Origin of the sequence: Pseudomonas sp. GM49 (assembly GCF_000282355.1) — a bacterium.
Taxonomy (GTDB): Bacteria; Pseudomonadota; Gammaproteobacteria; order Pseudomonadales; family Pseudomonadaceae; genus Aquipseudomonas.
On sequence record NZ_AKJL01000150.1, the window covers coordinates 1 to 25,164 of the forward strand.

Annotated in this window: 24 protein-coding genes; 9 read left to right on the forward strand and 15 right to left on the reverse strand. The window is 60.3% G+C overall.

Going from position 1 to position 25,164, the window contains the following annotated elements; genetic code table 11:
* On the forward strand, positions 1-462 hold a 462-nt coding region (gene phnN / locus PMI29_RS15165; protein ID WP_007998028.1), incomplete at its 5' end, for a phosphonate metabolism protein/1,5-bisphosphokinase (PRPP-forming) PhnN.
* 111 nt (positions 463-573) lie between these two features.
* Here phnN and PMI29_RS15160 read toward each other — a convergent pair.
* From PMI29_RS15160 to PMI29_RS15150, 3 genes are all read right to left on the reverse strand, one after another.
* The gene (locus tag PMI29_RS15160; RefSeq protein ID WP_007998030.1) at positions 574-1,461 is read right to left on the reverse strand and encodes a LysR family transcriptional regulator; all 888 of its coding nucleotides are present in this window, start codon (positions 1,459-1,461) and stop codon (positions 574-576) included.
* Positions 1,462-1,538: 77 nt separating this feature from the next.
* On the reverse strand, positions 1,539-2,195 hold the full coding sequence (locus PMI29_RS15155) for a peroxiredoxin-like family protein (RefSeq protein WP_007998032.1): 657 nt from the start codon (positions 2,193-2,195) through the stop codon (positions 1,539-1,541).
* A gap of 205 nt (positions 2,196-2,400) precedes the next feature.
* Positions 2,401-3,606: an MFS transporter gene (locus tag PMI29_RS15150; RefSeq protein ID WP_007998034.1), complete on the reverse strand. Its 1,206-nt coding sequence runs from the start codon at positions 3,604-3,606 to the stop codon at positions 2,401-2,403.
* Positions 3,607-3,841: 235 nt separating this feature from the next.
* Here PMI29_RS15150 and PMI29_RS15145 point away from each other — a divergent pair, with 235 nt between their 5' ends.
* Positions 3,842-4,471 (forward strand): hypothetical protein, encoded by a 630-nt coding sequence (locus PMI29_RS15145; RefSeq protein WP_033052378.1) that lies wholly within the window; start codon positions 3,842-3,844, stop codon positions 4,469-4,471.
* A gap of 106 nt (positions 4,472-4,577) precedes the next feature.
* Entirely contained in the window at positions 4,578-5,021 is a 444-nt protein-coding gene (locus PMI29_RS15140; RefSeq protein ID WP_007998042.1) for a hypothetical protein, read from the forward strand.
* Positions 5,022-5,207: 186 nt separating this feature from the next.
* On the opposite strand, the gene PMI29_RS15135 is transcribed toward PMI29_RS15140, so the two are convergent.
* The 8 genes from PMI29_RS15135 to gcl form a co-directional block, all read right to left on the reverse strand.
* On the reverse strand, positions 5,208-6,206 hold the full coding sequence (locus PMI29_RS15135; protein WP_007998044.1) for a sulfate ABC transporter substrate-binding protein: 999 nt from the start codon (positions 6,204-6,206) through the stop codon (positions 5,208-5,210).
* Positions 6,207-6,298: 92 nt separating this feature from the next.
* Complete coding sequence (locus PMI29_RS15130) at positions 6,299-7,123, reverse strand: ion transporter (RefSeq protein WP_007983287.1); 825 nt, start codon at positions 7,121-7,123, stop codon at positions 6,299-6,301.
* 21 nt (positions 7,124-7,144) lie between these two features.
* The gene (locus tag PMI29_RS15125; protein ID WP_007998046.1) at positions 7,145-8,059 is read right to left on the reverse strand and encodes an urea transporter; all 915 of its coding nucleotides are present in this window, start codon (positions 8,057-8,059) and stop codon (positions 7,145-7,147) included.
* Positions 8,060-8,204: 145 nt separating this feature from the next.
* Complete coding sequence (gene pyk, locus PMI29_RS15120; protein ID WP_007998048.1) at positions 8,205-9,620, reverse strand: pyruvate kinase; 1,416 nt, start codon at positions 9,618-9,620, stop codon at positions 8,205-8,207.
* Positions 9,610-10,890 (reverse strand): glycerate kinase type-2 family protein, encoded by a 1,281-nt coding sequence (locus tag PMI29_RS15115; protein ID WP_007998049.1) that lies wholly within the window; start codon positions 10,888-10,890, stop codon positions 9,610-9,612. The genes pyk and PMI29_RS15115 overlap by 11 nt, the downstream gene beginning before the upstream one ends.
* 205 nt (positions 10,891-11,095) lie before the next feature.
* A complete protein-coding gene (locus tag PMI29_RS15110) occupies positions 11,096-11,989 on the reverse strand; it encodes a 2-hydroxy-3-oxopropionate reductase (protein WP_007998050.1) in 894 nt (297 codons plus the stop codon).
* Positions 11,990-12,112: 123 nt separating this feature from the next.
* Complete coding sequence (gene hyi, locus PMI29_RS15105; protein ID WP_007998051.1) at positions 12,113-12,895, reverse strand: hydroxypyruvate isomerase; 783 nt, start codon at positions 12,893-12,895, stop codon at positions 12,113-12,115.
* A 75-nt stretch (positions 12,896-12,970) separates the two neighbouring features.
* On the reverse strand, positions 12,971-14,746 hold the full coding sequence (gcl, locus tag PMI29_RS15100) for a glyoxylate carboligase (protein ID WP_007991778.1): 1,776 nt from the start codon (positions 14,744-14,746) through the stop codon (positions 12,971-12,973).
* A gap of 281 nt (positions 14,747-15,027) precedes the next feature.
* Between gcl and PMI29_RS15095 the strand changes: the two genes are divergently transcribed.
* Positions 15,028-15,474: a GlcG/HbpS family heme-binding protein gene (locus PMI29_RS15095; RefSeq protein WP_007998052.1), complete on the forward strand. Its 447-nt coding sequence runs from the start codon at positions 15,028-15,030 to the stop codon at positions 15,472-15,474.
* A gap of 131 nt (positions 15,475-15,605) precedes the next feature.
* Here the strand turns inward: PMI29_RS15095 and PMI29_RS15090 are convergent, their stop codons facing one another.
* Entirely contained in the window at positions 15,606-16,214 is a 609-nt protein-coding gene (locus PMI29_RS15090) for a TetR/AcrR family transcriptional regulator (protein WP_007998053.1), read from the reverse strand.
* Between the two features lie 134 nt (positions 16,215-16,348).
* Between PMI29_RS15090 and PMI29_RS15085 the strand changes: the two genes are divergently transcribed.
* The gene (locus PMI29_RS15085) at positions 16,349-17,263 is read left to right on the forward strand and encodes a DUF808 domain-containing protein (protein ID WP_007998054.1); all 915 of its coding nucleotides are present in this window, start codon (positions 16,349-16,351) and stop codon (positions 17,261-17,263) included.
* Positions 17,264-17,328: 65 nt separating this feature from the next.
* Here the strand turns inward: PMI29_RS15085 and PMI29_RS15080 are convergent, their stop codons facing one another.
* Positions 17,329-18,117: an MlaA family lipoprotein gene (locus PMI29_RS15080; RefSeq protein WP_007998056.1), complete on the reverse strand. Its 789-nt coding sequence runs from the start codon at positions 18,115-18,117 to the stop codon at positions 17,329-17,331.
* A complete protein-coding gene (locus PMI29_RS15075; RefSeq protein WP_007991789.1) occupies positions 18,110-19,408 on the reverse strand; it encodes a serine protein kinase PrkA in 1,299 nt (432 codons plus the stop codon). The genes PMI29_RS15080 and PMI29_RS15075 overlap by 8 nt, the downstream gene beginning before the upstream one ends.
* Positions 19,409-19,633: 225 nt before the next feature.
* Here PMI29_RS15075 and PMI29_RS15070 point away from each other — a divergent pair, with 225 nt between their 5' ends.
* A complete protein-coding gene (locus PMI29_RS15070) occupies positions 19,634-20,002 on the forward strand; it encodes a hypothetical protein (RefSeq protein ID WP_007998058.1) in 369 nt (122 codons plus the stop codon).
* Between the two features lie 126 nt (positions 20,003-20,128).
* Here the strand turns inward: PMI29_RS15070 and PMI29_RS15065 are convergent, their stop codons facing one another.
* On the reverse strand, positions 20,129-21,724 hold the full coding sequence (locus tag PMI29_RS15065) for a glycoside hydrolase family 17 protein (protein ID WP_007998060.1): 1,596 nt from the start codon (positions 21,722-21,724) through the stop codon (positions 20,129-20,131).
* 288 nt (positions 21,725-22,012) lie between these two features.
* Between PMI29_RS15065 and PMI29_RS15060 the strand changes: the two genes are divergently transcribed.
* The 3 genes from PMI29_RS15060 (at position 22,013) to PMI29_RS15050 (ending at position 25,116) form a co-directional block, all read left to right on the forward strand.
* Positions 22,013-22,864: a glycine betaine ABC transporter substrate-binding protein gene (locus PMI29_RS15060; protein ID WP_033052380.1), complete on the forward strand. Its 852-nt coding sequence runs from the start codon at positions 22,013-22,015 to the stop codon at positions 22,862-22,864.
* Positions 22,865-23,149: 285 nt separating this feature from the next.
* Positions 23,150-23,461 carry a DUF485 domain-containing protein gene (locus PMI29_RS15055; RefSeq protein WP_007998061.1) on the forward strand — a complete coding sequence of 104 codons (312 nt, stop codon included), beginning with the start codon at positions 23,150-23,152 and terminating at the stop codon, positions 23,459-23,461.
* Positions 23,458-25,116, forward strand: coding sequence for a cation acetate symporter (locus PMI29_RS15050; protein WP_007998063.1), 1,659 nt, complete (start codon positions 23,458-23,460; stop codon positions 25,114-25,116). The genes PMI29_RS15055 and PMI29_RS15050 overlap by 4 nt, the downstream gene beginning before the upstream one ends.
* The last annotated feature ends 48 nt before the right edge of the window (positions 25,117-25,164 follow it).

The following is a 25,164-nucleotide window of genomic DNA, read 5'->3' on the forward strand; positions in this document are numbered from 1 at the left end:
GCCTGCCGTATCGTGCGGCGGGTCATTACCCGCTCGGCCGAAGCCGTGGGCGAGGCGGCGCTGGGCGTCAGTGCGCAACAATTCGCCGATATGGAAGCTCAGGGCGCGTTTGCCCTGAGCTGGTACGCCAATGGGTTGTCCTATGGCATCCCGCGGGAAATCGACGATTGGCTGGCCGCCGGCGAGGACGTGCTGGTCAATGGTTCTCGGGGGCATTTGCAGAACACGCGCCTGCGCTATCCAGACGTGTTGGTGCTGTTGTTGACTGTGGATCAAACGGAACTGCGCCATCGCTTGCTGGAGCGCGGGCGAGAATCGCTGATCGAGATCGATCAGCGGTTGGCACGCAATGCCCGATTCAGCGAGCAACTGCTGGCGGACGACCCGACCGTACACGTGCTCGACAACTCCGGGCCACTTGAGCAAACGGTCGAGCGGTTGCTGGTCTGCATTGACGAGTGACACCGATTTACCTGACATTGCCGAGAGCGGACGACGAGCAATTAGCTTCGTACGCGGCCAATGCAGGCCATGGCGCAGCCTGTGATCTTTTGATCTTGATTGAGCTGCCTGTCAGGCCTTCCTGTCCAACAACCCCTGCACATACTCCACAAACGCCCGAGCCTTGGCGCTGGCCATTCTCCCGGTGGGGAACACCGCCCACAGATCCAGGTTCGGCAAGGTCCAGTCCTTCATTGCCTCGCGGACCGAACCGACGGCCAGTTCCGGCGCGAACATCCATTGCGAGGCCATGGTCAGCCCTTGATGGGCCAACACAGCTGCACGCAAGCCTTCGGCGGCGTTGACGCGGATCCGGCCGTTGATGATCACCGATTGCTCCTCGCCGGCCTTGTCGAACTGCCAACTGGTGCCGCCGCCAAGGGTGTAGACGATTGCCTGATGCTTGCACAGGTCGGCGGGGCAGGTGGGTTCGCCGTGTTTTTCGAAGTACGCCGGTGTGCCCAGTACCATGCGCCGGCATTCGGCGATCTTGCGGGCGGTCAGCCCCGAGTCGCTCAACTCGCCCATGCGCAGGGCGATATCGACGCCTTCTTCCACCAGATTGACGTTGCGATCATCGAGCATCAAGTCGATGTTCAACTCCGGGTTTTGCTCCAGGAAGGGGCCCAGGTGCGGGACGATGTGCAGCCGGCCGAAGGTGACCGCTGCACAGATACGCAGGTTGCCACTCAGCCCGCTGGCGGAACCGCGTGCGGCGTTATCGGCCTCGTCGGCTTCTTCGATGGCGCGCTTGGCCCGTTCGAAAAAGGCCAGCCCGGCCTCGGTGGGCGTCAGGCCCCGGGTCGAGCGCAGCAACAGCCGCACCGCCAACCGCGATTCCAGTTGCGCGATGGTTTTCGACACGGCCGGCTGCCCGATGTTCAGGCGCCGGGCCGCGGCGGAAAACGAGCCGGTTTCCACCACGTAGACGAAGGTTTCCATTGCGCCGAGGCGGTCCATCTGAGGTCCTTGTGCAAAGTCTAGAGAATGTCGCAAGTCTACTGTGGGATATGTGGCGACAGCGGCACTTGAACGGGTCAGCCGCAAATCGCATCCAGCATCGCTTCAGGCTCTGGGCGCTGAGTGTAATCGGGGTTGACCTCGGCGTAACGGATCACGCCATCCTGCCCGATCACATAACGCGCCGGCATCGGCAATGTCCAGGACGGATCATCGTTGAAGGTCGGCAGGTCATTGCGCAGGTTTTTATACAACTCGATCAGGTAGTCCGGCAACGCGAAGCGCAGCCCGAAGGCGTCGGCCACATCGTTATGGCGGTCGCTGAGGATCGGGAATTGCAGGCCATTGGTGCGCATCGACTTGCGGCTGTTGGCGGCAATCTGCGGCGAGATGGCCACCAGGCTGGCACCGGCCTCCTGCAATGTCGGCAGGAAGGCCTGCAAGGCTTGCAGTTCCAGATTGCAGTAAGGGCACCACACGCCTCGGTAGAACGTCAGCACCAATGGACCTTTGGTCAGCAACCCGGCGGATGACACTGGATGACCGTCGGGATCTTTCAAGGTGAACAGCGGTGCCTTGTCACCGACTTTCAGGGCTTTGTTCGCTGCGCCCGATGCAATCAGTTCGGCGGTTGCACGCTCCATGACCGGGTGGATATCAGCCGGCGCGTTGTACGGCGGTTTACCGGCCTTGAAGTCGGCTTTGAAGGCATCGAGTTTTGCTTGCAGGGACATGATCTTGATCCTCGTGGACGAAGCCGGTTTGGCTGGAGTCCATGTTGCCCTTGGGCAGGTGCGGGCGGAACGCAGGCGGGTGGCATAGGATTCATGCTTGGGGGGAATGGAGCTTCGGCCTGAAAAAGCTTCGCGGGCAAGCCCGCTCCTACAGGTAACTCGCGAACCCTGTGGGAGCGGGCTTACCCGCGATGCTTTTGAGGCCTTACGCCGTTGCCAGCGAAACCTTCTGCGAAACACTCAAGAACCGCAACAACGCCAACAGCGGAAACGCACTGCCGACGATCACGATCCACAACCAGCCGCCGTGTTCGTACACCGCGCTGGCCACCGAAGAGCCGAAGGCGCCGCCGATGAAGATGCTGGTCATGTACAGCGCATTCAGGCGGCTGCGGCTTTTGCCGTCGAGGGCGTAGACCGCACGCTGGCCGAGGACCATGTTCATCTGCACGCAGAAATCGAGCACCACGCCGGTCACGGCCAGGCCGATGACGCTGTAGGCCGGATGGATAAACGCCGGCAGAAAACTCAGGCTGGCGAACAGCAGGGCCAGCAGTGACGCGATGCGGGTGTGACCGGCGTCGGCCAGGCGCCCGGCGATGGGGGCGGCAATGGCGCCGATGGCCCCCACCAACGCGAAAATCGCGATCTCGCTTTGCGACAAACCGTGATTGCGCGCCAGTTCCAGCGGCACGGCGGTCCAGAACAGGCTGAAGGTGGCAAACATGCAACCCTGGTAAAAGGCCCGTTGGCGCAGGACCGGCTGTTTGCGCAACAGCGTCCACAGCGAGCCCAGCAACTGGCCATAGGAAGCGCTGTGATCAGGCTCGCGCTTGGGAATGGTTACTGCCAGCACGATGCTGATGGCCGCCATCAACACGGCGGCAATCACAAACATCGCCCGCCAGCCGAAGTGGTCGGCCACCACACTGGACACCGGCCGGGCCAGCAGAATGCCGAGCAACAAACCGCCCATGATCCCGCCCACTACACGGCCACGGGTTTCTTCCGGCGCCAGGTGCGCAGCCAATGGAATCAGGATCTGCACCGAGACCGAACTGAACCCGACCAACAGCGAAATCAGCAAAAACACGTTCGGCTGATCGGTGAATGCCGCACCCAGCAGGCTGACAATCGCCACTAGTGTGGTGCTGATCATCAATCGGCGGTTCTCCAGCAAATCCCCCAGTGGAACCAGGAAAAACAGCCCCAGCGCATAGCCGATCTGAGTCAGGGAAACGATCAGGCTGGCCATGGTGTTGGTCAGGCCAATATCCGGGGCGATCAGGCCGATGATCGGCTGGGCGTAATAGATGTTGGCAACAATGGCGCCGCAGCAGAAGGCGAACAGCAGCACCATGCCTCGGGTCATTGTCGCGGTGCCGTGGGGCACCTGGGTCGCTGGGTTCATAACGGGTCTCGCTGTACGGAATGGAATGCGCGCAGGCTAATGGGCTGGCGGAAACGGCGGAAGCGGGATTGAAGTGATAGCAATCATTCCATTGCGGAATGACTGACGGATGCGTGTGTCGTCCGCCGAATGGCCTTGCGTCAGAAGATCGAAGGTCAATGATACATTCACTTACATCTTGTTCGATAGCGTGCTTATGTTCTCTCTCCACGTCTCATGACCTGAGGGCCGCTCCATAAATGAGAAGTTCCGTCAGCTGATTCGCCGGGTTTCAGTCGTCACCTTGATCAGTGTATTCAGCGCTGGCCTGGCCCAGGCCGAAGACGCGCCGGGCACGCGCATCGGTGTGCGCGGCGAGATCACCGGCGTCAGTCCGGACGTTCTGAAAGTCCATGCAAACAGCGGCGAAACCGTGGTGATCAACCTGACCCAGGACACCAAAGTCCGCGCCGTGACCCTGGCCAATATCGAAGACATCAAGCCCGGCAGCTACATCGGCTCCGCGGCTATTTCTCAGGAGGATGGCACCCTCAAGGCCCTGGAGGTCCACGTTTTCCCTCCGGAGCTGGCCGGCAGTGGCGACGGTCATCGGCCGTTTGATCTGGTCAAGGGCAGCAGCATGACCAACGGCAGCGTCGGCGACCTGGTGGTGAGCAATGGCCGGGTGCTGACCGTCAACTACAAGGGTGGCCAACAGAAGATCCTGGTGCCCGAAGACGTCCCCATCGTCAACCTGATGCCAGCCGATCGCAGTCTGTTGAAGGTGGGCGTGAAGATCGTGACCTTTGTCACGCAGGGCGCTGACGGCACGCTCACCGCTCAATCCATCTCGGCAGGCAAGGATGGCGTGACGCCGCCGATGTAGCCTGCACGTGGCAACCGGCCATCTGAAGAAAAGCCCGCACAGCCCCGGCAGCTAGAATCTACAGGGGGGATCACTTCAATGTGTCCTTACAAGCGGGAGTATCACGATGAAAATCGTAACTTCGCTGGCGTTAGTGGTAGCGGTCGGTTGGATCTCTGGGTGCTCGACAGTGCCTGACAGTCAGGTCACCAGCGTTCCCCTGAATGCTACATCCAATAATCCCGGGAATATTGCCCGGTTGATCATGATGCCCAGTGATAACGCAACAACGTTCTGGGTTGAGGTCAGCGGCGAGAGCATAGGCAGCACATTGCCGGGGCGGTTGACGGCCTATATCTATCCGGGAAGCTGTGGGAGCCTGGGTTCGAAACCAGTCTATGACATGAATGACGGTCCAAATGCCCGGTTCTATTCGCAAGCGTCAAACCAGCGCTTCTGGAAAAGCGCACCGGTCGCCGTCGAGACCCTTCGAGCCGGTGGCTACGCCTTGGTCGTGCGTGAAAGCCCGGCCAATGGTCATCAGGCTATTTTCTGCGGCAACCTGAGCTGAACCAGCAGGCACAAAACCTGTGGGAGCGAGCTTGCTCGCGAAGGTCGTGAACGATAACGCGTAAAGCCTGATGCCCAGCGGAGTCCTTGGTCTTTTCGCGAGCAAGCTCGCTCCTACAGTGGGTTGGTGTTGTACCCACAAAAAAGGCGACTTGTGCAGGTCGCCTTTTTCATTGCCGCTCAGCGATCACTTACCGCTGTAGATCTGGTCGAAAACCCCGCCGTCATTGAAGTGGGTTTTCTGCACGGTGCGCCAGTCGCCGAAGGTCTTCTCGACGGACAGGAAGTCCACTTTCGGGAAGCGGTCGGTGTACTTGGCCAAAACAGCCGGGTCACGCGGGCGCAGGTAGTTTGCTGCGGCAATCTCCTGACCTTCCGGCGACCACAGATACTTCAGGTATTCCTCGGCTGCCGCACGGGTGCCTTTCTTGTCGACGGTTTTGTCGACCACCGACACCGGTGGCTCTGCTTCGGCGGAAACGCTTGGGTAGATGACTTCGAACTGATCACGGCCGAACTCGCGGGCGATCATTTCCGCTTCGTTTTCGAAGGTCACCAATACGTCGCCAATCTGATTGGTCATGAAGGTGGTAGTGGCGGCACGGCCACCGGTATCCAGGACCGGGGCTTGCTTGAACAGTTTGCCGACAAAGTCTTTGGCCTTGTTTTCGTCGCCGCCGTTTTTCAGCACGTAGCCCCAGGCCGAGAGGTAGGTGTAGCGACCATTACCGGAAGTTTTCGGGTTCGGGACGATAACCTGAACGCCATCCTTGAGCAGGTCCGGCCAGTCTTTCAGGGCTTTCGGGTTGCCCTTGCGCACGATGAACACGGTGGCCGAAGTGAACGGCGCGCTGTTGTTCGGCAGGCGCGTGACCCAGTTGTCCGGGACCAGTTTGCCGTTGTCGGCCAGGGCGTTGATGTCGGTGGCCATGTTCATGGTGATGACATCCGCCGGCAGGCCGTCGATCACCGAGCGTGCCTGTTTGCTGGAGCCGCCGAAGGACATTTGCAGGGTGATGTTTTCGTTGTGCTCGGCTTGCCAGTGTTTCTGGAACGCAGAGTTGTAGTCCTTGTAGAAATCGCGCATCACGTCGTAGGAAACGTTGAGCAGGGTCGGTGCGGCTTGAGCCACGCTGGTCAATGCCAGGCCAGCCGCGAGAAGAGAGGCGCCAAAGAGTTTTTTCACTGCGCAGTCCTTGTTCTATTTAAAAGTGGGGCAATTTGCCAGCGACTATAACTGGGCTCGTATAGTCCTTTAAAGATTAAAAAGCTCTTTGCTTATTCCAGTTTTTTGAACAGTGCGTTGCCGCAACGGGAGCAGAACGACGCTTCCTGTTCGTGGCTGTTTTTCGCACACACCGGGCAATTGTGCTGCAACTGACCACCGCGCATGGCGGTGGCCAGTTCGGCGGTGAAGATCCCGGTGGGCACGGCAATGATCGAGTAACCGGTGATCATCACCATCGACGAGATGACCTGGCCCAGGGCGGTCTTGGGCACGATGTCGCCGTAACCGACGGTGGTCAGGGTGACGATCGCCCAGTAGATGCCCTTGGGAATACTGGTGAAGCCATGTTGCGGACCTTCGACCACGTACATCAACGTGCCGAACACGATGACCAGAGTGCAGACGCTGAGCAGGAACACGAGGATTTTCTGCTTGCTGCCGCGCAAGGCATCGAGCAGGTAATGGGCTTGTTTGAGGTAGGGGCCGAGCTTGAGCACGCGGAAGATCCGCAGCATCCGGATGATCCGGATGATCAGCAGGTACTGGGCATCGCTGTAGTACAGCGCGAGGATGCCGGGCACGATGGCCAGCAGATCCACCAGCCCATAGAAACTGAACGCGTAGTGCAGCGGTTTGGGCGAGCAGTACAGGCGCAGGATGTACTCGCCGAGGAAAATGATCGTGAAGCCCCACTCGATGTACGCCAGCAGGCTGGCGTAGTTCTGGTGGACGTCATCGATGCTGTCGAGAATCACCACCACCAGGCTGGCGAGGATGATCAGCAGCAGGGTGGTGTCGAAACGTCGCCCGGCGACGGTGTCGGTCTGGAAAATAATCACGTACAGGCGATTACGCCACGTGTCGTTGCTGATCATGCACATCGCCTTGGCCGCAAATCAGCGCAGCCTAGGTTGATTCTCCCCGGGAGCGCAAGGTGCGCTTTCGACCGTGGCTTTGCCGAGCATTTGCACAACGCAGCGGATCAGCCAGCAGGCAAGAATGAACGGCGCAGTAAGCGTAGGCAGACCGATGGCGGCAAACACCGGTGTCAGCAACAACGCCAGGCCAATGCCAACCAGCGGCAGCCACGGTTGGCGACGCCGCGAGCTGAAGGCGAGGGCGGCCAGCACGGCGTTATAGCCACCGAGGCCGAGCAGTGCGGTATAGAAGTCGTGGTGCAGCAGGCTCCAGCCCATGCCCGCGACAGACGCCAGCAAAGCCCAGCAGAATGCGCGGCGATCGGCGATCAGCAAACCGGCGGCAATCATCGCACCGGCCAGCGGATGACCGAGGAACATCACCTGGCCGATGCCTTTGAGTGGTGCGGCGAGCATGTTCAGCGTGCTGACTTCGATCAAATGCGGCTCTGTCGAGGGCGTGGCGAAGCACAGCAGCAACCAGCCCAGCCCGACGAAGGGCGCGGTGTAGGCTGGCAGGCATTGGCTGAGCCGGACGCGCTTGAGCCACTGCTGGGTGATCATCGCACTCAGACCGCCGGCGGCCAGAATCAGTGGCGGCATCATCGCCGACCAGGGGAAGTACAGGCTCAGCAACAGACCGAGCAGAACGCCGTTGTAGCTGAACAACCCGGCCTGACGGTCAGCCTTGGCATAGTTGCGACGTTGCGCGGTGAGCAACCCGGCGACACCGCCGAGCAAGGCGCCGCCGAGCAAGGCGGGCGCAGTGAACAGGATGGCCAGGACGCACAGCAGGCCGCACAGCGGATTGCGCTGGAGGAAGATCTGGCTGAAGCCGTTGAGCAATGCTTCGGCCCAGTCGGGGCAGTGGGTGTTGAAATGGTTGGCAGGCATGGCAGGTCTGAAAGTCAATGAAACCGGGTTGCCTGCATCGCGAGCAAGCTCGCTCCCACACTGAATCTTTGTTCAGTCTTGATTCTGTGATCAACACAAAACCAATGTGGGAGCGAGCTTGCTCGCGAAGAGGCCAGTTCAGGCGCTAGATCAACGTCTCGATGCGCAAAGAGTTAGTCGATCCCGGCTGCCCAAACGGCACACCGGCGGTGATCAATAACGTGTCGCCACGCTGCGCCATACCCTGGGCCTGGGCGATCTCCAGCGCTGTGGAGCAGACTTCATCGACCTGACGCAGGCGATCGTTGACCACCGAGTGCACGCCCCACGCCACACTCAGGCGACGGGCGGTCTGCAGGTTCGGTGTCAGGTTGAGGATCGGCACCGTCGGCCGCTCCCGCGCCGCACGCAGGCTCGACGCGCCGGACTCGCTGTAGTTCACCAGCACCGCCACCGGCAGCACGTTGCTGATACGGCGAATGGCGCAGCTGATCGCGTCGGAAACGGTCGCCTCGGCTTTTGGTCGACTGACGTCGAGTTGAGTCTGATAGTCCGGACCGTTTTCCACCTGGCGGATGATCTTGCTCATCATCTGCACGGCTTCAAGCGGGTATTCGCCGGACGCGGTTTCCGCCGACAGCATCACCGCGTCCGCACCTTCGGCCACGGCGTTGGCCACATCGGTGACTTCGGCGCGGGTTGGCGCCGGCGAGAAGCGCATCGACTCCAGCATCTGCGTGGCCACCACCACCGGCTTACCGAGTTGGCGGCAGGTGCTGATGATGTTCTTCTGAATCTGCGGCACGCTTTCGGCCGGCACTTCCACGCCCAGGTCACCACGGGCGACCATGATCGCATCGCTCAACTCGGCGATCTCGCGCAGTTGTTCGACGGCCGAGGGCTTCTCGATCTTGGCCATCAGGAAGGCCTTGTCGCCGATCAGGGTGCGGGCTTCGCGAATGTCATCGGGACGTTGTACGAACGACAGCGCCACCCAGTCCACCCCCAGCTCCAGGCCGAAGGTCAAGTCGCGGCGATCCTTGGCGGTCAGCGGGCTCAGGTCGAGCACCGCTTGCGGCACGTTCACGCCTTTGCGGTCCGACAGTTCGCCGCCATTGAGCACGGTGGTGTCGATGGCGTCGGCGTACTTGGTCACGACCCGCAGACGCAACTTGCCGTCGTCCAGCAGCAGGTCCATGCCCGGCTCCAGGGCCGCGATGATTTCCGGATGTGGCAGGTTGACCCGGCGCTCATCGCCCGGCGTGGCATCGAGGTCCAGGCGCAAGGCCTGGCCACGCACCAGTTGCACCTTGCCTTCGGCGAACTTGCCGACCCGCAGTTTCGGGCCTTGCAGGTCCATCAGAATGCCCAATGGATAATTCAGCTGGCGCTCGACTTCACGAATCCACTGAAAACGCTGGGCGTGGTCGGCGTGATCGCCATGGCTGAAGTTCAGGCGGAAGATGTTGACCCCGGCCAGCACCAGTTCGCGGATGTCGTCGATCCCTTCGATGGCCGGGCCGAGCGTGGCGAGGATTTTGACCTTTTTGTCAGGCGTCATGTTTAGTGCTCTCGAGGATCAGGATGGCGCGGAAGTCGTTGACGTTGGTGCGGGTCGGCTCGGTAACGATCAGGGCGTCGAGAGCCTCGAAATAGCCGTAGCCATTGTTGTTGTCCAACTCATCGCTGGCGCTCAGACCCATTGCTGCGGCGCGGGCGTAGCTGTCCGGGGTCATGATCGCGCCAGCATTGTCTTCGGAACCGTCGATGCCATCGGTATCGCCGGCCAGGGCATACACGCCCGGCAGGCCCTTGAGGCTGTCGGTCAGGCTCAGCAGGAACTCGGCATTGCGCCCGCCACGGCCGTTGCCGCGCACGGTGACGGTGGTTTCGCCGCCCGAGAGAATCACGCAGGGTGCCGCCAGTGGCTGGCCATGCAGCACGATTTGTCGCGCGATGCCGGCGTGGACTTTCGCCACCTCGCGAGATTCGCCTTCCAGGTCACCGAGGATCAGTGGACTGAACCCGGCCTGACGGCATTTCACCGCCGCCGCTTCAAGCGATTGTTGCGGGCGGGCGATCAACTGGAAATGACTGCGGGCCAGGCTCGGATCACCGGGTTTGACCGTCTCCGATTCCGGGCTTTGCAGCCAACTGCGCACCGAGGCTGGAACCTCGATGGCGTAGCGTTTGAGGATCGCCAGGGCTTCGGCGGAAGTGCTCGGGTCGGCTACGGTGGGGCCGGAGGCGATGACCGTGGCGAGGTCGCCCGGTACATCGGAAATCGCGTAGGTGTAAACCGTGGCAGGCCAGCAGGCTTTGCCCAGGCGGCCGCCCTTGATCGCCGAGAGGTGCTTGCGCACGCAGTTCATTTCGCCGATGGTCGCGCCGGACTTGAGCAGGGCTTTGTTGATCGACTGCTTGTCGGCCAGGGTGATGCCTTCGGCCGGCAGTGCCAGCAGGGCAGAGCCACCGCCGGAGAGCAGGAAGATCACGCGGTCGTTTTCGCTGAGGTCGCTGACCAGCTCGAGCACACGCTTGGCCACGGCCAGGCCGGCGGCGTCCGGTACCGGATGCGCGGCTTCGACCACTTCGATTTTTTCGCATGGGGCGCCGTGACCGTAACGGGTCACCACCAGGCCGGACACTTCGCCCTGCCAGCAGCGCTCGACCACCTGGGCCATGGCGGCTGCGGCTTTGCCGGCGCCAATGACGATTACGCGTCCGCTGCGGTCGGCGGGTAAATGGGCTTCGAGGACTTGTTGCGGATGCGCCGCGTCGATGGCTGTGGCAAACAGCTCGCGCAGCAATTGTTGCGGATCGACCGACATGGCGGGCTCCCGGAATTCTTGTTATTTGAAGGGCAACTCGGTCCAGTGTGGGAGCGGGCCCTGTGGCGAGGGGACTTGCCCCCGTTTGAGTGCGTAGCACTCACAAGATCTTCGGTGTATCAGAGATTTTGGGGCTGCTACGCAGCCCAACGGGGGCGAGCCCCCTCGCCACAGGCCCGCTCCCACATGGGGATGGGGCAGGGGCTTACTTCTTGTCGCGAATCGAGAAGTTCGCCATGTGTTCCAGGCCCTTGATCAGCGCCGAGTGGTCCCAGTTGCTGCCACCGATGGCCGCGCAGGTGCTGAACACTTGCTGGGTGTTGGCGGTGTTCGGCAGGTTGATGTTCAGCTCCTTGGCGCCTTGCAGGGCGAGGTTCAGGTCCTTCTGGTGCAGGCTGATACGGAAGCCTGGATCGAAGGTGCCCTTGATCATGCGCTCGCCGTGCACTTCGAGGATCTTCGACGAAGCGAAACCGCCCATCAGCGCTTCACGCACCTTGGCCGGATCGGCACCGTTTTTCGAAGCGAACAGCAGGGCTTCGGCCACGGCCTGGATGTTCAGGGCCACGATGATCTGGTTGGCCACTTTGGCGGTTTGACCGTCACCGTTGCCACCGACCAGGGTGATGTTCTTGCCCATGGCCTGGAACAGCGGCAGGGCGCGTTCGAAGGCGTCGGCATCGCCGCCGACCATGATGCTCAGGGTCGCAGCCTTGGCGCCGACTTCACCGCCGGATACCGGGGCGTCGAGGTATTGCGCGCCTTTTTCGTTGATTTTGGCCGCGAAAGCCTTGGTGGCGGTCGGCGAGATCGAACTCATGTCGATCACGACTTTGCCTTTGCTGACACCGGCAGCAATGCCATCGGCGCGGAACAGCACGTCATCGACCTGCGGGGTATCCGGCACCATGACGATGATGAATTCAGCTTCCTGGGCGACTTCTTTCGGGTTCGCCAGAGCAACGGCGCCAGCGGCGACCAGGTCGGCAGGCGCAGGGTCGTGGTGCGCCGACAGGAACAGACTGTGACCGGCTTTCTGCAGGTTCGCCGCCATTGGGTGGCCCATGATGCCGGTGCCGATAAATCCGATTTTAGCCATGAGAAAATCCTCTTGTTTTTGTTGCTGCTGTAGGAGCGAGCTTGCTCGCGAAGGGCTATCTATCGAAACCGGTGTGCCTGACACACCATCGCGAGCAAGCTCGCTCCTACACAGGGTTCATTGTCAGATCGCGTTATGGGTTTTCAACCAGCCCAGGCCCGCTTCAGTGGTGGTCAGCGGCTTGTATTCGCAGCCGACCCAGCCCTGATATCCGATGCGGTCCAGGTGTTCGAACAGGAAGCGGTAGTTGATTTCACCGGTACCTGGTTCGTTGCGTCCCGGGTTGTCCGCAAGCTGCACATGGTTGATCTCGCCCAGGTGCGATTGCAGGGTGCGGGCCAGGTCGCCTTCCATGATTTGCATGTGGTAGATGTCGTATTGCAGGAACAGGTTGGCGCTGCCGACCTGCTCGCGAATCGACAGGGCTTGCGCCGTGTTGTTCAGGTAGAAGCCCGGGATGTCACGGGTGTTGATTGCTTCCATCACCAGTTTGATTCCCGCCGCTTGCAGCTTGTCGGCCGCGTACTTGAGGTTGGCGACGAAAGTTTTCTCCACGGTGGCATCGTCAAAGGCCTGCGGACGAATACCGGCCAGGCAGTTGACCTGGGTGTTGCCCAGTACCTGCGCGTAAGCAATGGCCAGATCGACACCGGCACGGAACTCTTCGACCCGGTCCGGCAGGCAAGCGATACCGCGTTCGCCCTTGCCCCAGTCACCGGCCGGCAGGTTGAATAGCACTTGGGTCAGACCGTTGGCGTCGAGTTGGGCCTTGATTTCGGCGGAGCTGAAGTCGTACGGGAACAGGTATTCGACACCATTGAAGCCGGCCTTGGCGGCCGCTTCGAAACGGGCGAGAAAGTCCTGTTCGGTGAACAGCATGGACAGGTTGGCTGCGAAACGCGGCATGGTGGTCTCCCGTATATGTATGAGGTCCCTTGTGGGAGCGAGCAAGCCCGCTCCCACAAGGGGAGCGGTCAGCAGTTAGTCCAGCAACGAAATCGCAGTCGGTGCGTCGTCGCCGACCAGCGCCAGGTCTTCGAATTCGTTGACGGCGTTGATCTCGGTGCCCATGGAAATGTTGGTCACGCGCTCCAGGATGATCTCGACGATCACTGGAACCTTGAACTCTTCGATCAGCTCCTGGGCCTTGCGCAGGGCAGGCTGGATCTGAGCCGGTTCGAATACGCGCAGTGCCTTGCAGCCGAGGCCTTCGGCCACCGCGACGTGGTCCACACCGTAGCCGTTGAGTTCAGGCGCGTTCAGGTTGTCGAAGGACAGCTGCACGCAGTAGTCCATGTCGAAACCGCGCTGCGCCTGACGGATCAGACCCAGGTACGAGTTGTTCACCACGACGTGGATGTAGGGGAGCTTGAACTGCGCGCCCACCGCCAGTTCCTCGATCATGAACTGGAAGTCATAGTCCCCCGACAGGGCCACGACTTTACGGTTCGGATCAGCCTTGACCACGCCCAGCGCTGCCGGAATGGTCCAGCCCAACGGGCCTGCCTGACCGCAGTTGATCCAGTGGCGCGGCTTGTAGACGTGCAGGAACTGCGCGCCGGCAATCTGCGACAGACCGATGGTGCTGACGTAGCAGGTGTCTTTGCCGAACACCTGGTTCATCTCTTCGTATACACGTTGCGGCTTGACCGGCACGTTGTCGAAGTGAGTCTTGCGCTGCAGGCTGGCTTTACGCTGCTGGCAGTCTTGCAGCCAGGCACTGCGGTTCTTCAGCTTGCCGGCGGCTTGCCATTCGCGAGCGACTTCGATGAACACGGTCAACGCGGCAGCGGCGTCGGAAACGATGCCCAGGTCCGGGGTGAATACGCGGCCGATCTGGGTTGGTTCGATGTCGACGTGAATGAACTTGCGGCCTTCGGTGTACACATCGACCGAACCGGTGTGACGGTTGGCCCAACGGTTGCCCACGCCCAGAACCACGTCGGATTTCAGCATGGTCGCGTTGCCGTAGCGGTGCGAAGTCTGCAAACCAACCATGCCCACCATCAGCGGGTGATCGTCCGGGATGGTGCCCCAGCCCATCAGGGTCGGGATCACCGGAATACCGGTCAGTTCGGCGAATTCTACCAGCAGGTCGCTGGCGTCGGCATTGATGATGCCGCCACCGGCTACCAGCAATGGACGCTCGGCCTGGTCCAGCATGGCCAAGGCTTTTTCAACCTGGACGCGGGTAGCGCTCGGCTTGGCCAGTGGCAGAGGCTGGTAGGCGTCGATGTCGAATTCGATTTCGGCCATCTGCACGTCGAACGGCAGGTCGATCAGCACCGGGCCTGGACGGCCGGAGCGCATTTCATAGAACGCTTTCTGGAACGCGTAAGGCACCTGGCCTGGTTCCAGAACGGTGGTCGCCCATTTGGTGACCGGCTTGACGATGCTGGTGATATCGACAGCCTGGAAGTCTTCCTTGTGCATACGGGCGCGGGGTGCCTGGCCTGTGATGCAGAGGATTGGAATCGAGTCGGCCGAGGCGCTGTAGAGCCCGGTGACCATGTCGGTGCCGGCAGGGCCGGAAGTCCCGATGCACACGCCGATGTTGCCGGCCTTGGTGCGGGTGTAGCCCTCGGCCATGTGCGAGGCGCCTTCAACGTGGCGAGCGAGTACGTGATCGATGCCGCCGACCTTTTGCAGGGCGGAGTACAGCGGGTTGATGGCGGCACCCGGGATGCCAAAAGCGGTATCGACCCCTTCACGGCGCATCACCAGAACGGCGGCTTCGATTGCTCTCATTTTGCTCATGGTTTTGTGCCTCTTTACGTTTTGTAATTGTATACAAGTGGCTTTGCGCAGAGTGTATTCACGGCGGACGGCGCAGGTCAATCCATTTTCTCAAGCGCTTGTTTCATTCGTCGGAAGCCCGCTCTACTGTGGCTTTTCGTCGCATGTGGCGCTTTTCGAGAATTATTGTATACAAAAAAATAATTCATTGTGTTCTATTTGTTGCATCGGGCTGCGGCGAAAACGCGCGGCACAAGTGCGCAGCCCACCGACTTTCCGAAAAACAAAATGAGGACAGCACAATGAGCGCTTTAACCTTGAAAGTCGCAGTCAACCTGGTCAACGAGGCCATCAACGCAGGGCGTGCAATCTCCGCGGCACCCTTGACCATCGCAGTACTGGATGCCGGCGGGCATCTGATCACCCTGCAACGCGAAGACGGCGCCAGCCTGCTGCGCCCGCACGTCGCCATCGGCAAAGCCTGGGGCGCCATCGCGCTGGGCAAGGGCTCACGCCTGCTGGCGCTGGACGCCCAGCAACGCCCGGCATTTATCGCCGCGTTGAACAGCCTGGGGCAGGGCAGTGTCGTGCCGGCACCGGGTGGTGTGCTGGTTCGGGATCAGGACGGCAACGTGCTGGGGGCGGTGGGGATCAGCGGCGATCTGTCGGATGTTGACGAGCAGTGCGCGATCACTGCCATCGAGGCGTTGGGGTTGGGGTTGGTGGCGGATGCGGGGGTAGCAGCTTGATCTTCGCTGACTGAACTATCGCTTTCGCGAGCAAGCCCGCTCCCACATTGGATTTTTTGCGTACACAAACTTTGTGAACGTCAGCGATCAAGTGTGCGAGCGGGCTTGCTCGCGAATAGCCTTGATGTGGTCTACCGCTCCGGCTCACACCCCTTGAGCACCAACCGGATAATCGTCTGCGCTGCCGCTTCGTAATCTTCTTCATCCAGCCTGACCTTGCCGGTGATGGCGGTGATCTGCCAGTCGAAGTCGGCGTAGGTCTGGGTGGCGGCCCAGATGCTGAACATCAGGTGGTTGGGGTCGATGGGGGCGATTTGCCCGCGGTCGATCCAGGTCTGGATGCACTCGATGTTGTGTTTGGCCTGGCCATTGAGCTGATCGACGAGATCGGCGCTCAGGTGGGGGGCGCCGTGCATGATTTCGCTGGCGAACACCTTGGAGGCGAAAGGCAGGTCGCGGGAGATGCGGATTTTCGAGCGAATGTAGCCGCTGAGCACTTCACCGGGTTCGCCGTCCGGATTGAACGGTGTCGAGGCCTGCAGGATGGGCTCGATGATGCTTTCCAGAACCTCGCGATAGAGGTTTTCCTTGGATTTGAAGTAGTAGTAGACGTTGGGCTTGGGCAATCCCGCCTTGGCTGCGATGTCGCTGGTTTTGGTCGCAGCGAAGCCTTTGTCGGCGAATTCCTCACTGGCGGCACGCAGGATCAGTTGTTTGTTGCGCTCGCGGATAGTGCTCATAAACCGGGTGATTCCTTGCCTGTTCTGGCGGTTGCGCATGGTATCACCGGCCTCGCGCGGCGCTCAAGAATGCGCCGCAGCCCGTGATGCCGCGCTATGCTGCTGCGCATTCATTGCAGAAGGAAACCCGATTCATGGCAGGAAGCAGTTTGCTGGTACTGATCGACGACATCGCGGCCGTGCTGGATGACGTCTCATTGATGACCCAGATGGCCGCCAAGAAAACGGCCGGCGTACTCGGTGACGACCTGGCACTCAATGCCCAGCAAGTCAGTGGCGTGCGTGCCGAGCGGGAAATCCCGGTGGTCTGGGCGGTCGCCAAGGGGTCGTTCATCAATAAATTGATCCTGGTGCCGTCGGCATTGGCGATCAGTGCGTTCATTCCGTGGCTGGTCACGCCGCTGTTGATGGTCGGCGGTGCCTATCTGTGCTTCGAAGGGTTTGAAAAGCTCGCCCACAAGTTCCTGCACAGCAAGGCTGAAGACGTCGCCGACCATGCGCAGTTGGTCGAGGCGGTGGCTGACCCGGCGATCGACTTGGTGGCGTTCGAGAAGGACAAGATCAAAGGCGCGATCCGCACCGACTTCATTCTTTCGGCAGAAATCATTGCCATCACCCTCGGCACCGTGGCCGGTGCGCCATTGAGCCAGCAAATCATCGTGTTGTCGGGGATCGCAATCGTCATGACCATCGGCGTCTATGGCCTGGTGGCGGGTATCGTCAAGCTTGACGACCTTGGCTTGTGGTTGACGCAGAAACCCGGGCAGATGGCGAAAAGCATCGGTGGCGGGATTCTGCGTGCGGCACCGTACATGATGAAGAGCCTGTCGGTGATCGGCACGGCGGCGATGTTTCTGGTCGGCGGCGGCATCCTTACCCACGGTGTGCCGGTGGTGCATCACTGGATCGAAAATGTCGGTGCTGCGGCGGGTGGTGGTGGATTTATCGTGCCGGTGTTGCTCAATGGCGTGGCGGGGATTGTGGCAGGGGCGGTGGTGTTGGTTGGTGTTACGGCTGTCAGCAAGATCTGGAAAGCGCTGAAAGGTTGAAGACAACACATAACAAATGTGGGAGCGAGCAAGCCCGCTCCCACATTGATTTACAGCTGCCTTATTTACTCGGCAATCTGCAACTTGCGCGCTTCGGTGTAGACGTAACGCACTTTCTCGTACTCGAACGGCGAGTTCATCTGGCCATAGCGGAAGTTTGTCTGGTAGCGCTTGTCGATGCTGCGCAGGATCCAGACTTCCGGATGGTTGGAACTGACTTCGGCGACGTTGAGGAAGTTGATCGCACTCTCGGCCGTGTAATCCACCGCCAGGCCGCCGGTGTCACGCAGGTTGGACGGACCGAGGATCGGCAAGACGAAGTAAGCGCCGCCCGGCACGCCGTAGAAGCCCAACGTCTGGCCGAAGTCTTCGCTCTGGCGCGGCAGGCCCATGGCAGTCGCCGGGTCCCACAGGCCGGCGATGCCGATGGTGGTGTTGAGCAGCAGGCGTCCGGTGGTTTCCAGTGAACGCTGGCCCTTGAGCTGCAGCAGGCTGTTCAACAGGTTTGGCACGTCGCCGAGGTTGTTGAAGAAGTTGCTGACGCCGGTGCGCAGGAAGCTCGGGGTGACGTAGCGGTAGCCATTGACCACCGGCAGGAACACCCATTGGTCGAAGCGGTAGTTGAAGTGATAGACGCGCCGGTTCCACTCTTCCAGCGGATCGTAGACGGCCAGTGCGCTGAGCGTCGAACGCTCGAACTCACGCTGGTCCAGGCCCGGGTTGAATTTGAGTTTGCTCAGCGGTTCCTTGAAGCCGTCACTGTCGATGACCACAGGGGCATTGGCTTTGCTGTTGTCGGCATTGGCGACGCCTGCACAGAGTAACGCGGCGAAGAGCAGGAGGTATTTAGCCACGGAAGAACTCCAGCATGGCGTCGCTGTTGACGCGGTAGTTAAGGTTGCCGCAATGGCCGCCGTGCGGGTAAACGGTCAGGCGATCGCCAAAGGTCCTGCGCAGGAAACCCAGGTCACCCGGGCCGAGGATCACGTCATCGGCGTTGTGCATGACAGCAATTTTCGGGCTGTCGTGCAGATAGTCCTTCAGTGCATACAGGCTCACTTGGTCAATCAGTTGCAGCAGGCTGCCGCCGTCGGTTCGGGCGCGCCACATCGGGATGACTTGTTCGGTGATGTAGCAGTCGAAGTCGCATTGCAGCGCACGCTTGAGGAATGGCGTGAGGCTGGTGCCCTCGGTGATCGGGAACTTGGGTGGGGTGATCAGGCCGCGACGGTTGATCAGGTCCGAGGTGAAGGCAATGTCGGCCGCCGAAAAGCGGAACGACGTGCCGATCAGCATGGCCATCTGTTCGTTGGTCAGGTGCTGCTTGGACTGCTGGAAGTCGTAGAGCAGGGCGTCGTTGAGGTCGATGTAGCCCTTCTGCTGGAAGTAGCGGGTCAGTTTGTTCAGCACCAGTTCATAGAACGTGGTGCTGTTGTTGATGCCCTTGACCTCGGTCTGTACCAGCTTGTCGAGGTTGGTGATCGAGGTGTAGAGGTTGACCGGCGGGTTGAGCAGCAGGACTTTCTTGAAGTTGAAGCTGCGGCGGGTTTCATCCAGGTGCGCGACGAAGGCGGCATCCAGTGCACCGAGGCTGTACCCGGTCAGGTAGTAATCGGTGACCGGCACTTTCGGGTTCTGTGCCCGCACGGCCTGCATCACCCGGTACATGTCTTCGGCGTCTTCCTTGGAAACCCCTGGCGTGGCGAAGCGTGATGCGGCACTCATGAAGTCATAGCTGGTGGGCGATGACAGCTGTACCACGTGGTAACCGGCCTTGTAGTAGAGCTTCTTCAGGTATTCGTTCAGGCTGCTGTCATAACGTGCACCGGTGCCGGCGATCAGGAAAATCAGCGGCGCGGCGTGATCCTGCGTGGCAATGCGATAATCGAGTTTCTTGACCGCCCAGAAGTTGTCCGGCAATTCGAACGCCCGCTCAGGACGCAAGGTGACGCTGCGCACCGCCTGATCAATGTCATCGTCCAGAGGTAGCTCCGGACGCAAGTCCGGCGGCGTGGTCGCGATGGTAGCCTCGAACGGATTAGTCAGGGGGTAGCCATAACTGGCGGCATCAATATCGACTGCCAGTGCGGACGCACTCAATATAAGGCCGCCAAACAAGGCGGCGAAGCGCAAGGAACGGAGCATGACTAAATCCCTTAGAGGAAGGTGCCGAAGGAGTTTCGCAGGCTAAGACCACCGGATCTGCGCCAAAGTGCCAACCCTCGGCACCAAACTGGCCTAATTTCGAAGTAATAGTAGCCGGACGATACACTTTGCTGCGATTGAATGGCCAGTTAACTGTTGTTAACGCTTGCGAAACGCTTTCGGGCGATTAAGCTGGCCGCCGTTTTTCGCCAATTGGAGTGCTTCATGTCCCGTCGTCTGCCCGTGATTCTGCTGCTTGTTTTGCTGCCTGTCTGGCTGGCCGCCAGTTATGGCGCGCGTTATGGCTTCATGGAGGATGCACAGTGGGTCGGCATTTGCGTGGATGAGGCGAGCCGTTGGGAATGCCAGGTGCGTTCGAACCTGGGGCTGATGATTCACTTCGCGGTTCTGGGCTGGGCTGCGCTGGGCGCGGCGATCATCGGTTTTGTCGTGCCGGGGCGGGCAGGCTGGTGGCTGGCGGTGCTGGCGCTGGTGTTCGGGTTTCCGGCGCTGGCGTTGTACAACACCACGCTGGCGGTGTTTGCGGTGGTGATTGCGGGGTTGCGGTTGGTCAGGGCTTCCCGTAGCGCCTGATAGTCCGCTATCGCGAGCAGGCTCGCTCCCACAGTAGATCTTCAGTGAACACAAAGTCCGTGTGCGATAAAGATCAATTGTGGGAGCGAGCTTGCTCGCGATGAGGCCAGTCAGGTCGCTAAAGAGTCAAGCCTTGCGAACCCGCAAGCAACGCCACAACGCCACCACCATCAACACACTCACCAGCGCCCAGCCCCAGGCCTGCTGATTCTGCAAACCTTCACGGAACAGCTGCGGCGCGATGCCGGCGCCGATGATGAAGGTCAACAGTGCAATCTCCCGACGCGGCACGCTCACCGGACGGCACAGATACACCAGCGCCGGCAGGATGAACGCGACGCTCGGGAAGCTGCGATAACGCGGATCGAACACCAGCTCCAGCATCATCACTGCCGCCGCGAAACCTGCCGTTGCAACCAGCCAGCCAGCACGGCGCTCCAACCAGTTGAAAGCCCGCCCGCGCCAACCGGTACGAGGGCTCAACGTCAGCGCGGCATGGGCCAGCACCAGCAGATTCAGTGCGGTCAGCAATGCGACCCATAGCCATTCACTGGTAAAACGCGTGGTCACCCGTGCCAGGTCACCCCAGGCGCCAATCGAGCAGGCCGCCAATGCACCGAGCAGGGGCAGCACCAGCGCCGAGCGCGTCGTGCGAACCCGGCCACCGAGCAGCAACGTGCCGATGAAGATCAATCCGCCTGCCGCCAGCCATTGCGACCAGTACGGTACGTTTGTCACTGGCCCGGCCAGCACGCCCTTGTCCTGGCGATCGGCATCGAACAGCCCCCAGTAACCCCCGACCGCACCTTCACTGGCGCGCTTCCACGGTTGGTCGAAGGCTTCGATCAGGTTGTAGTGCCAGCCCTGTTGCTCGGCCATGGCGACAAAGCCACGAATGAACCTGGCTTCGTTGACCCGGCTCGGCAGGGCCGTCTCGCGCTGGCGACCTTCGCTGGGCCAGCCGGTTTCGCCGATCAATATATCCTTGGGAGCGAATTTGTTGCCGAACACCTGGCGCACTTCGGCCACATGTTGCAGGGCGGCGTCGATGTTCGACGGATCATCTTCCCAGTACGGCAACAAATGGATGGTCAGGAAGTCCACGGCGGGTGCGATTTCCGGATGCTTGAGCCAGAACTCCCAGACGTCGGCATAAGTGACAGGCTGCTTGACCTGGCTTTTGACCTTGTTGATCAGCCTGGCCAGTTGTGCGCCAGTGACTTCCTTGCGCAGCAGGGTTTCGTTGCCGACGATCACCGCGCTCACCACATCCGGGTTGGCATTGGCCGAGGCGATCAGCAGGTCGACTTCTTTCTCGGTGTCCACCGGGTTGCTGTTGACCCAGGCGCCGATCATCAGCTTCAAGCCGTGCTTGCGCGCAAGGCCCGGCAGGGCTTCGAGGCCGGTCATGGAATAGGTGCGGATGCATTCGAAGCTTTTGGCCAGCAGCGCCAGGTCGGCATCCATACGCTCGGGGCGCAAATTGAATGGCACATCGAACGGCGATTGATCCTTGTCGAACGGCGTGTAGGACGCGCATTGCAGCTTGTGCGTTGCGCTGGCCACGTCCGGCAGGATCACCGGTTTGCCGAGGCCGTACCAGAAGCCGCCAAGGGCAAACAGCCCCAGCAGGCAAGCGAATAGATAAGCAGCAAAAGGGAAACGGGATGTCGCGGACATGGTCAGGCCGTGTGGGAGCAAAGCGGCGCATGTTACCTGCATTTACCGCGTGCTTGGTGGCCTGCATGAATTTGACATGCAAAGTTCGGACGGATTGGCAGGGAGGGGTATTGCGGCGAGGATTAATGGCTTTCTGATGTCGTTTCTCGATGGCTTGAGGTCGCTCGCAGAGCAGGTCGTGACGAGCGTCAGGTTGATTATCGAGGGCGTCAGTACTCCGCTGATGTTTGGACGAGTTTGCTGTGAGGCGTGATGGGGGCGCTGTGCACCATAACAATACGTTTAAGCGACTCGGCATCCGTCGAGCGCAGCACTTTCGGGGAAGTAACGATGAAGATGCGACGACTCTTGGGCGCAGGTGCGGCTTTGGTGCTGGCGATCAGTTCTACCGTGGCCAGTGCCGCCAGCAAAGAAGTGACGATAGGTTATGTCGACGGTTGGTCGGACAGTGTTGCCACGACCAACGTGGCTGCCGAAGTGATCAGGCAGAAACTCGGTTATGACGTGAAGCTGCAAGCCGTTGCCACCGGGATCATGTGGCAGGGCGTGGCCACTGGCAAACTCGACGCCATGCTGTCGGCCTGGCTGCCGGTGACCCACGGCGAATACTGGACGAAGAACAAGGATCAGGTCGTCGATTACGGCCCGAACTTCAAGGACGCAAAAATCGGCCTGATCGTGCCGGAGTACGTTAAAGCCAAGACCATCGAGGACCTGAAAACCGACGACAGCTTCAAGAATCGCATCGTTGGCATCGACGCCGGTTCAGGCGTGATGCTCAAGACCGATCAGGCGATCAAGGACTATGACCTGACCGGTTATCAACTCAAGGCCAGTTCCGGCGCCGGCATGATTGCCGAGCTGACCCGTGCCGAGAAGAAAAACGAATCCATTGCCGTGACCGGTTGGGTGCCGCACTGGATGTTCGCCAAGTGGAAACTGCGTTTCCTCGAAGACTCGAAAGGCGTGTACGGCGCGGCTGAAACCGTGAACAGCATCGGCAGCAAAGAACTGGGTACCAAGGCGCCGGAAGTGGCCAAGTTCCTGAAGAACTTCCAGTGGGCCTCCAAAGACGAAATCGGTCAGGTCATGCTGGCGATCCAGGATGGTGCCAAGCCTGAAGCGGCGGCGAAGGATTGGATCGCCAAACACCCTGAGCGTGTTGCTGACTGGACTAAATGATTTGAGCTGACGCGTCTGGTCAGCACCTTGCAGGGTCGCTTGGCAAACTTATGCCAAGCGGCCCTTTGCTTTTCTGTAGGAGCGAGCTTGCTCGCGATGGGCGTGAACGTTAACGCGTGCTGTCTGAAAAAAGTGCGGCGTCTTCAAATTCTTCGCGAGCAAGCTCGCTCCTACAATTGGCAGTTCTGTCATGTGGTTCTAAGACTAAGGTCGTCTGGAACCTGCCCCGCAGCCGCATAGAGTGGATACCGTTCCAACTAAATCTGTGCTGCGAGGATAAAAACAATGAACGACAGCATTTACCTCTCGATTCAAAACAGCCCGCGCTTCAAGGAGCTGGTTAGCAAGAGGGAACGATTCGCCTGGATTCTTTCGGCGATCATGCTTGGGCTTTACTCCGCCTTCATCCTTTTAATTGCCTACGGGCCGCAAGTGCTGGGTACGAAAATCGGTCCCGAGTCTTCGATTACCTGGGGCATACCGATTGGCGTCGGGCTGATTGTTTCGGCCTTCGTCCTGACGGGTATCTACGTACGACGTGCCAATGGCGAGTTTGACGACCTGAACAATGCGATTCTCAAGGAGGCTCAGCAATGATCCGGCGTCTACTGGCTCTATTGAGCATCGCGGCTTTTGCACCGGGCGCCTGGGCGGCTGACGCCCTGACCGGTGAAGTGCACAAACAACCCCTCAACGTCGCCGCGATCCTGATGTTCGTGGTGTTCGTGGGTGCAACCCTGTGCATTACTTACTGGGCCTCCAAGCGCAACAAGTCGGCTGCGGACTACTATGCGGCGGGTGGCAAGATCACCGGGTTCCAGAACGGCCTGGCGATTGCCGGCGACTACATGTCGGCCGCCTCGTTCCTGGGGATTTCCGCGCTGGTGTTCGCTTCCGGCTATGACGGGCTGATCTATTCGATCGGCTTCCTGGTGGGCTGGCCGATCATTCTGTTCCTGATCGCCGAGCGCCTGCGTAACCTGGGCAAGTACACCTTTGCCGACGTGGCGTCCTACCGCCTCGGGCAAACCCAGATTCGCACACTGTCCGCCTGCGGTTCGCTGGTGGTGGTGGCGTTCTACCTGATCGCCCAGATGGTGGGTGCCGGCAAGCTGATCCAGCTGCTGTTCGGCCTCGACTATCACGTCGCGGTGATTCTGGTGGGCGTGCTGATGTGCCTTTACGTGTTGTTCGGCGGCATGCTGGCGACCACCTGGGTACAAATCATCAAGGCGGTTCTGTTGTTGTCCGGCGCTTCCTTCATGGCGCTGATGGTGATGAAACACGTCAACTTCGATTTCAACATGCTGTTTTCCGAGGCAATCAAGGTTCACCCTAAAGGTGACGCGATCATGAGCCCGGGCGGCCTGGTGAAAGATCCGGTCTCGGCGTTCTCCCTCGGCCTGGCACTGATGTTCGGTACTGCTGGCCTGCCGCACATCCTGATGCGCTTCTTCACCGTGAGTGACGCAAAGGAAGCTCGCAAGAGCGTGCTGTACGCAACCGGCTTCATTGGCTACTTCTACATCCTGACCTTCATCATCGGTTTCGGCGCGATCCTGCTGGTCAGCACCAACCCGGCCTTCAAAGACGCGGCCGGCGCGTTGCTCGGTGGTAACAACATGGCGGCGGTACACCTGGCCAACGCGGTCGGTGGCAGCATTTTCCTGGGCTTCATCTCGGCCGTGGCGTTCGCGACCATTCTGGCGGTAGTTGCCGGTCTGACCCTGGCCGGTGCTTCGGCGGTGTCCCACGACCTGTATGCCAGTGTGATCAAGAAGGGCAAGGCCAACGAGAAGGATGAGATTCGTATTTCGAAGATCACCACCGTTGCTCTGGGTGTGCTGGCCATCGTTCTGGGCATTCTGTTCGAAAGCCAGAACATCGCGTTCATGGTGGGCCTGGCGTTCTCCATCGCGGCGAGCTGCAACTTCCCGGTACTGCTGCTTTCCATGTACTGGAAAAAGCTGACCACCCGCGGTGCGATGATTGGTGGCTGGATGGGCCTGGTCAGTGCTGTAGGCCTGATGATCCTTGGCCCGACCATTTGGGTGCAGATCCTGCATCACGAGAAAGCCATCTTCCCGTATGAGTACCCGGCGCTGTTCTCGATGATGATTGCCTTTGTCGGGATCTGGTTCTTCTCGGTTACCGACAAGTCCACTGCGGCTGACAATGAGCGGGCGCTGTTCTTCCCGCAGTTTGTTCGTTCGCAGACCGGGTTGGGGGCGAGTGGGGCGGTTTCGCACTAAGGCTTCCAGGCTTTATATATAAGTTGCACTGACATTGAATGCCCCGGT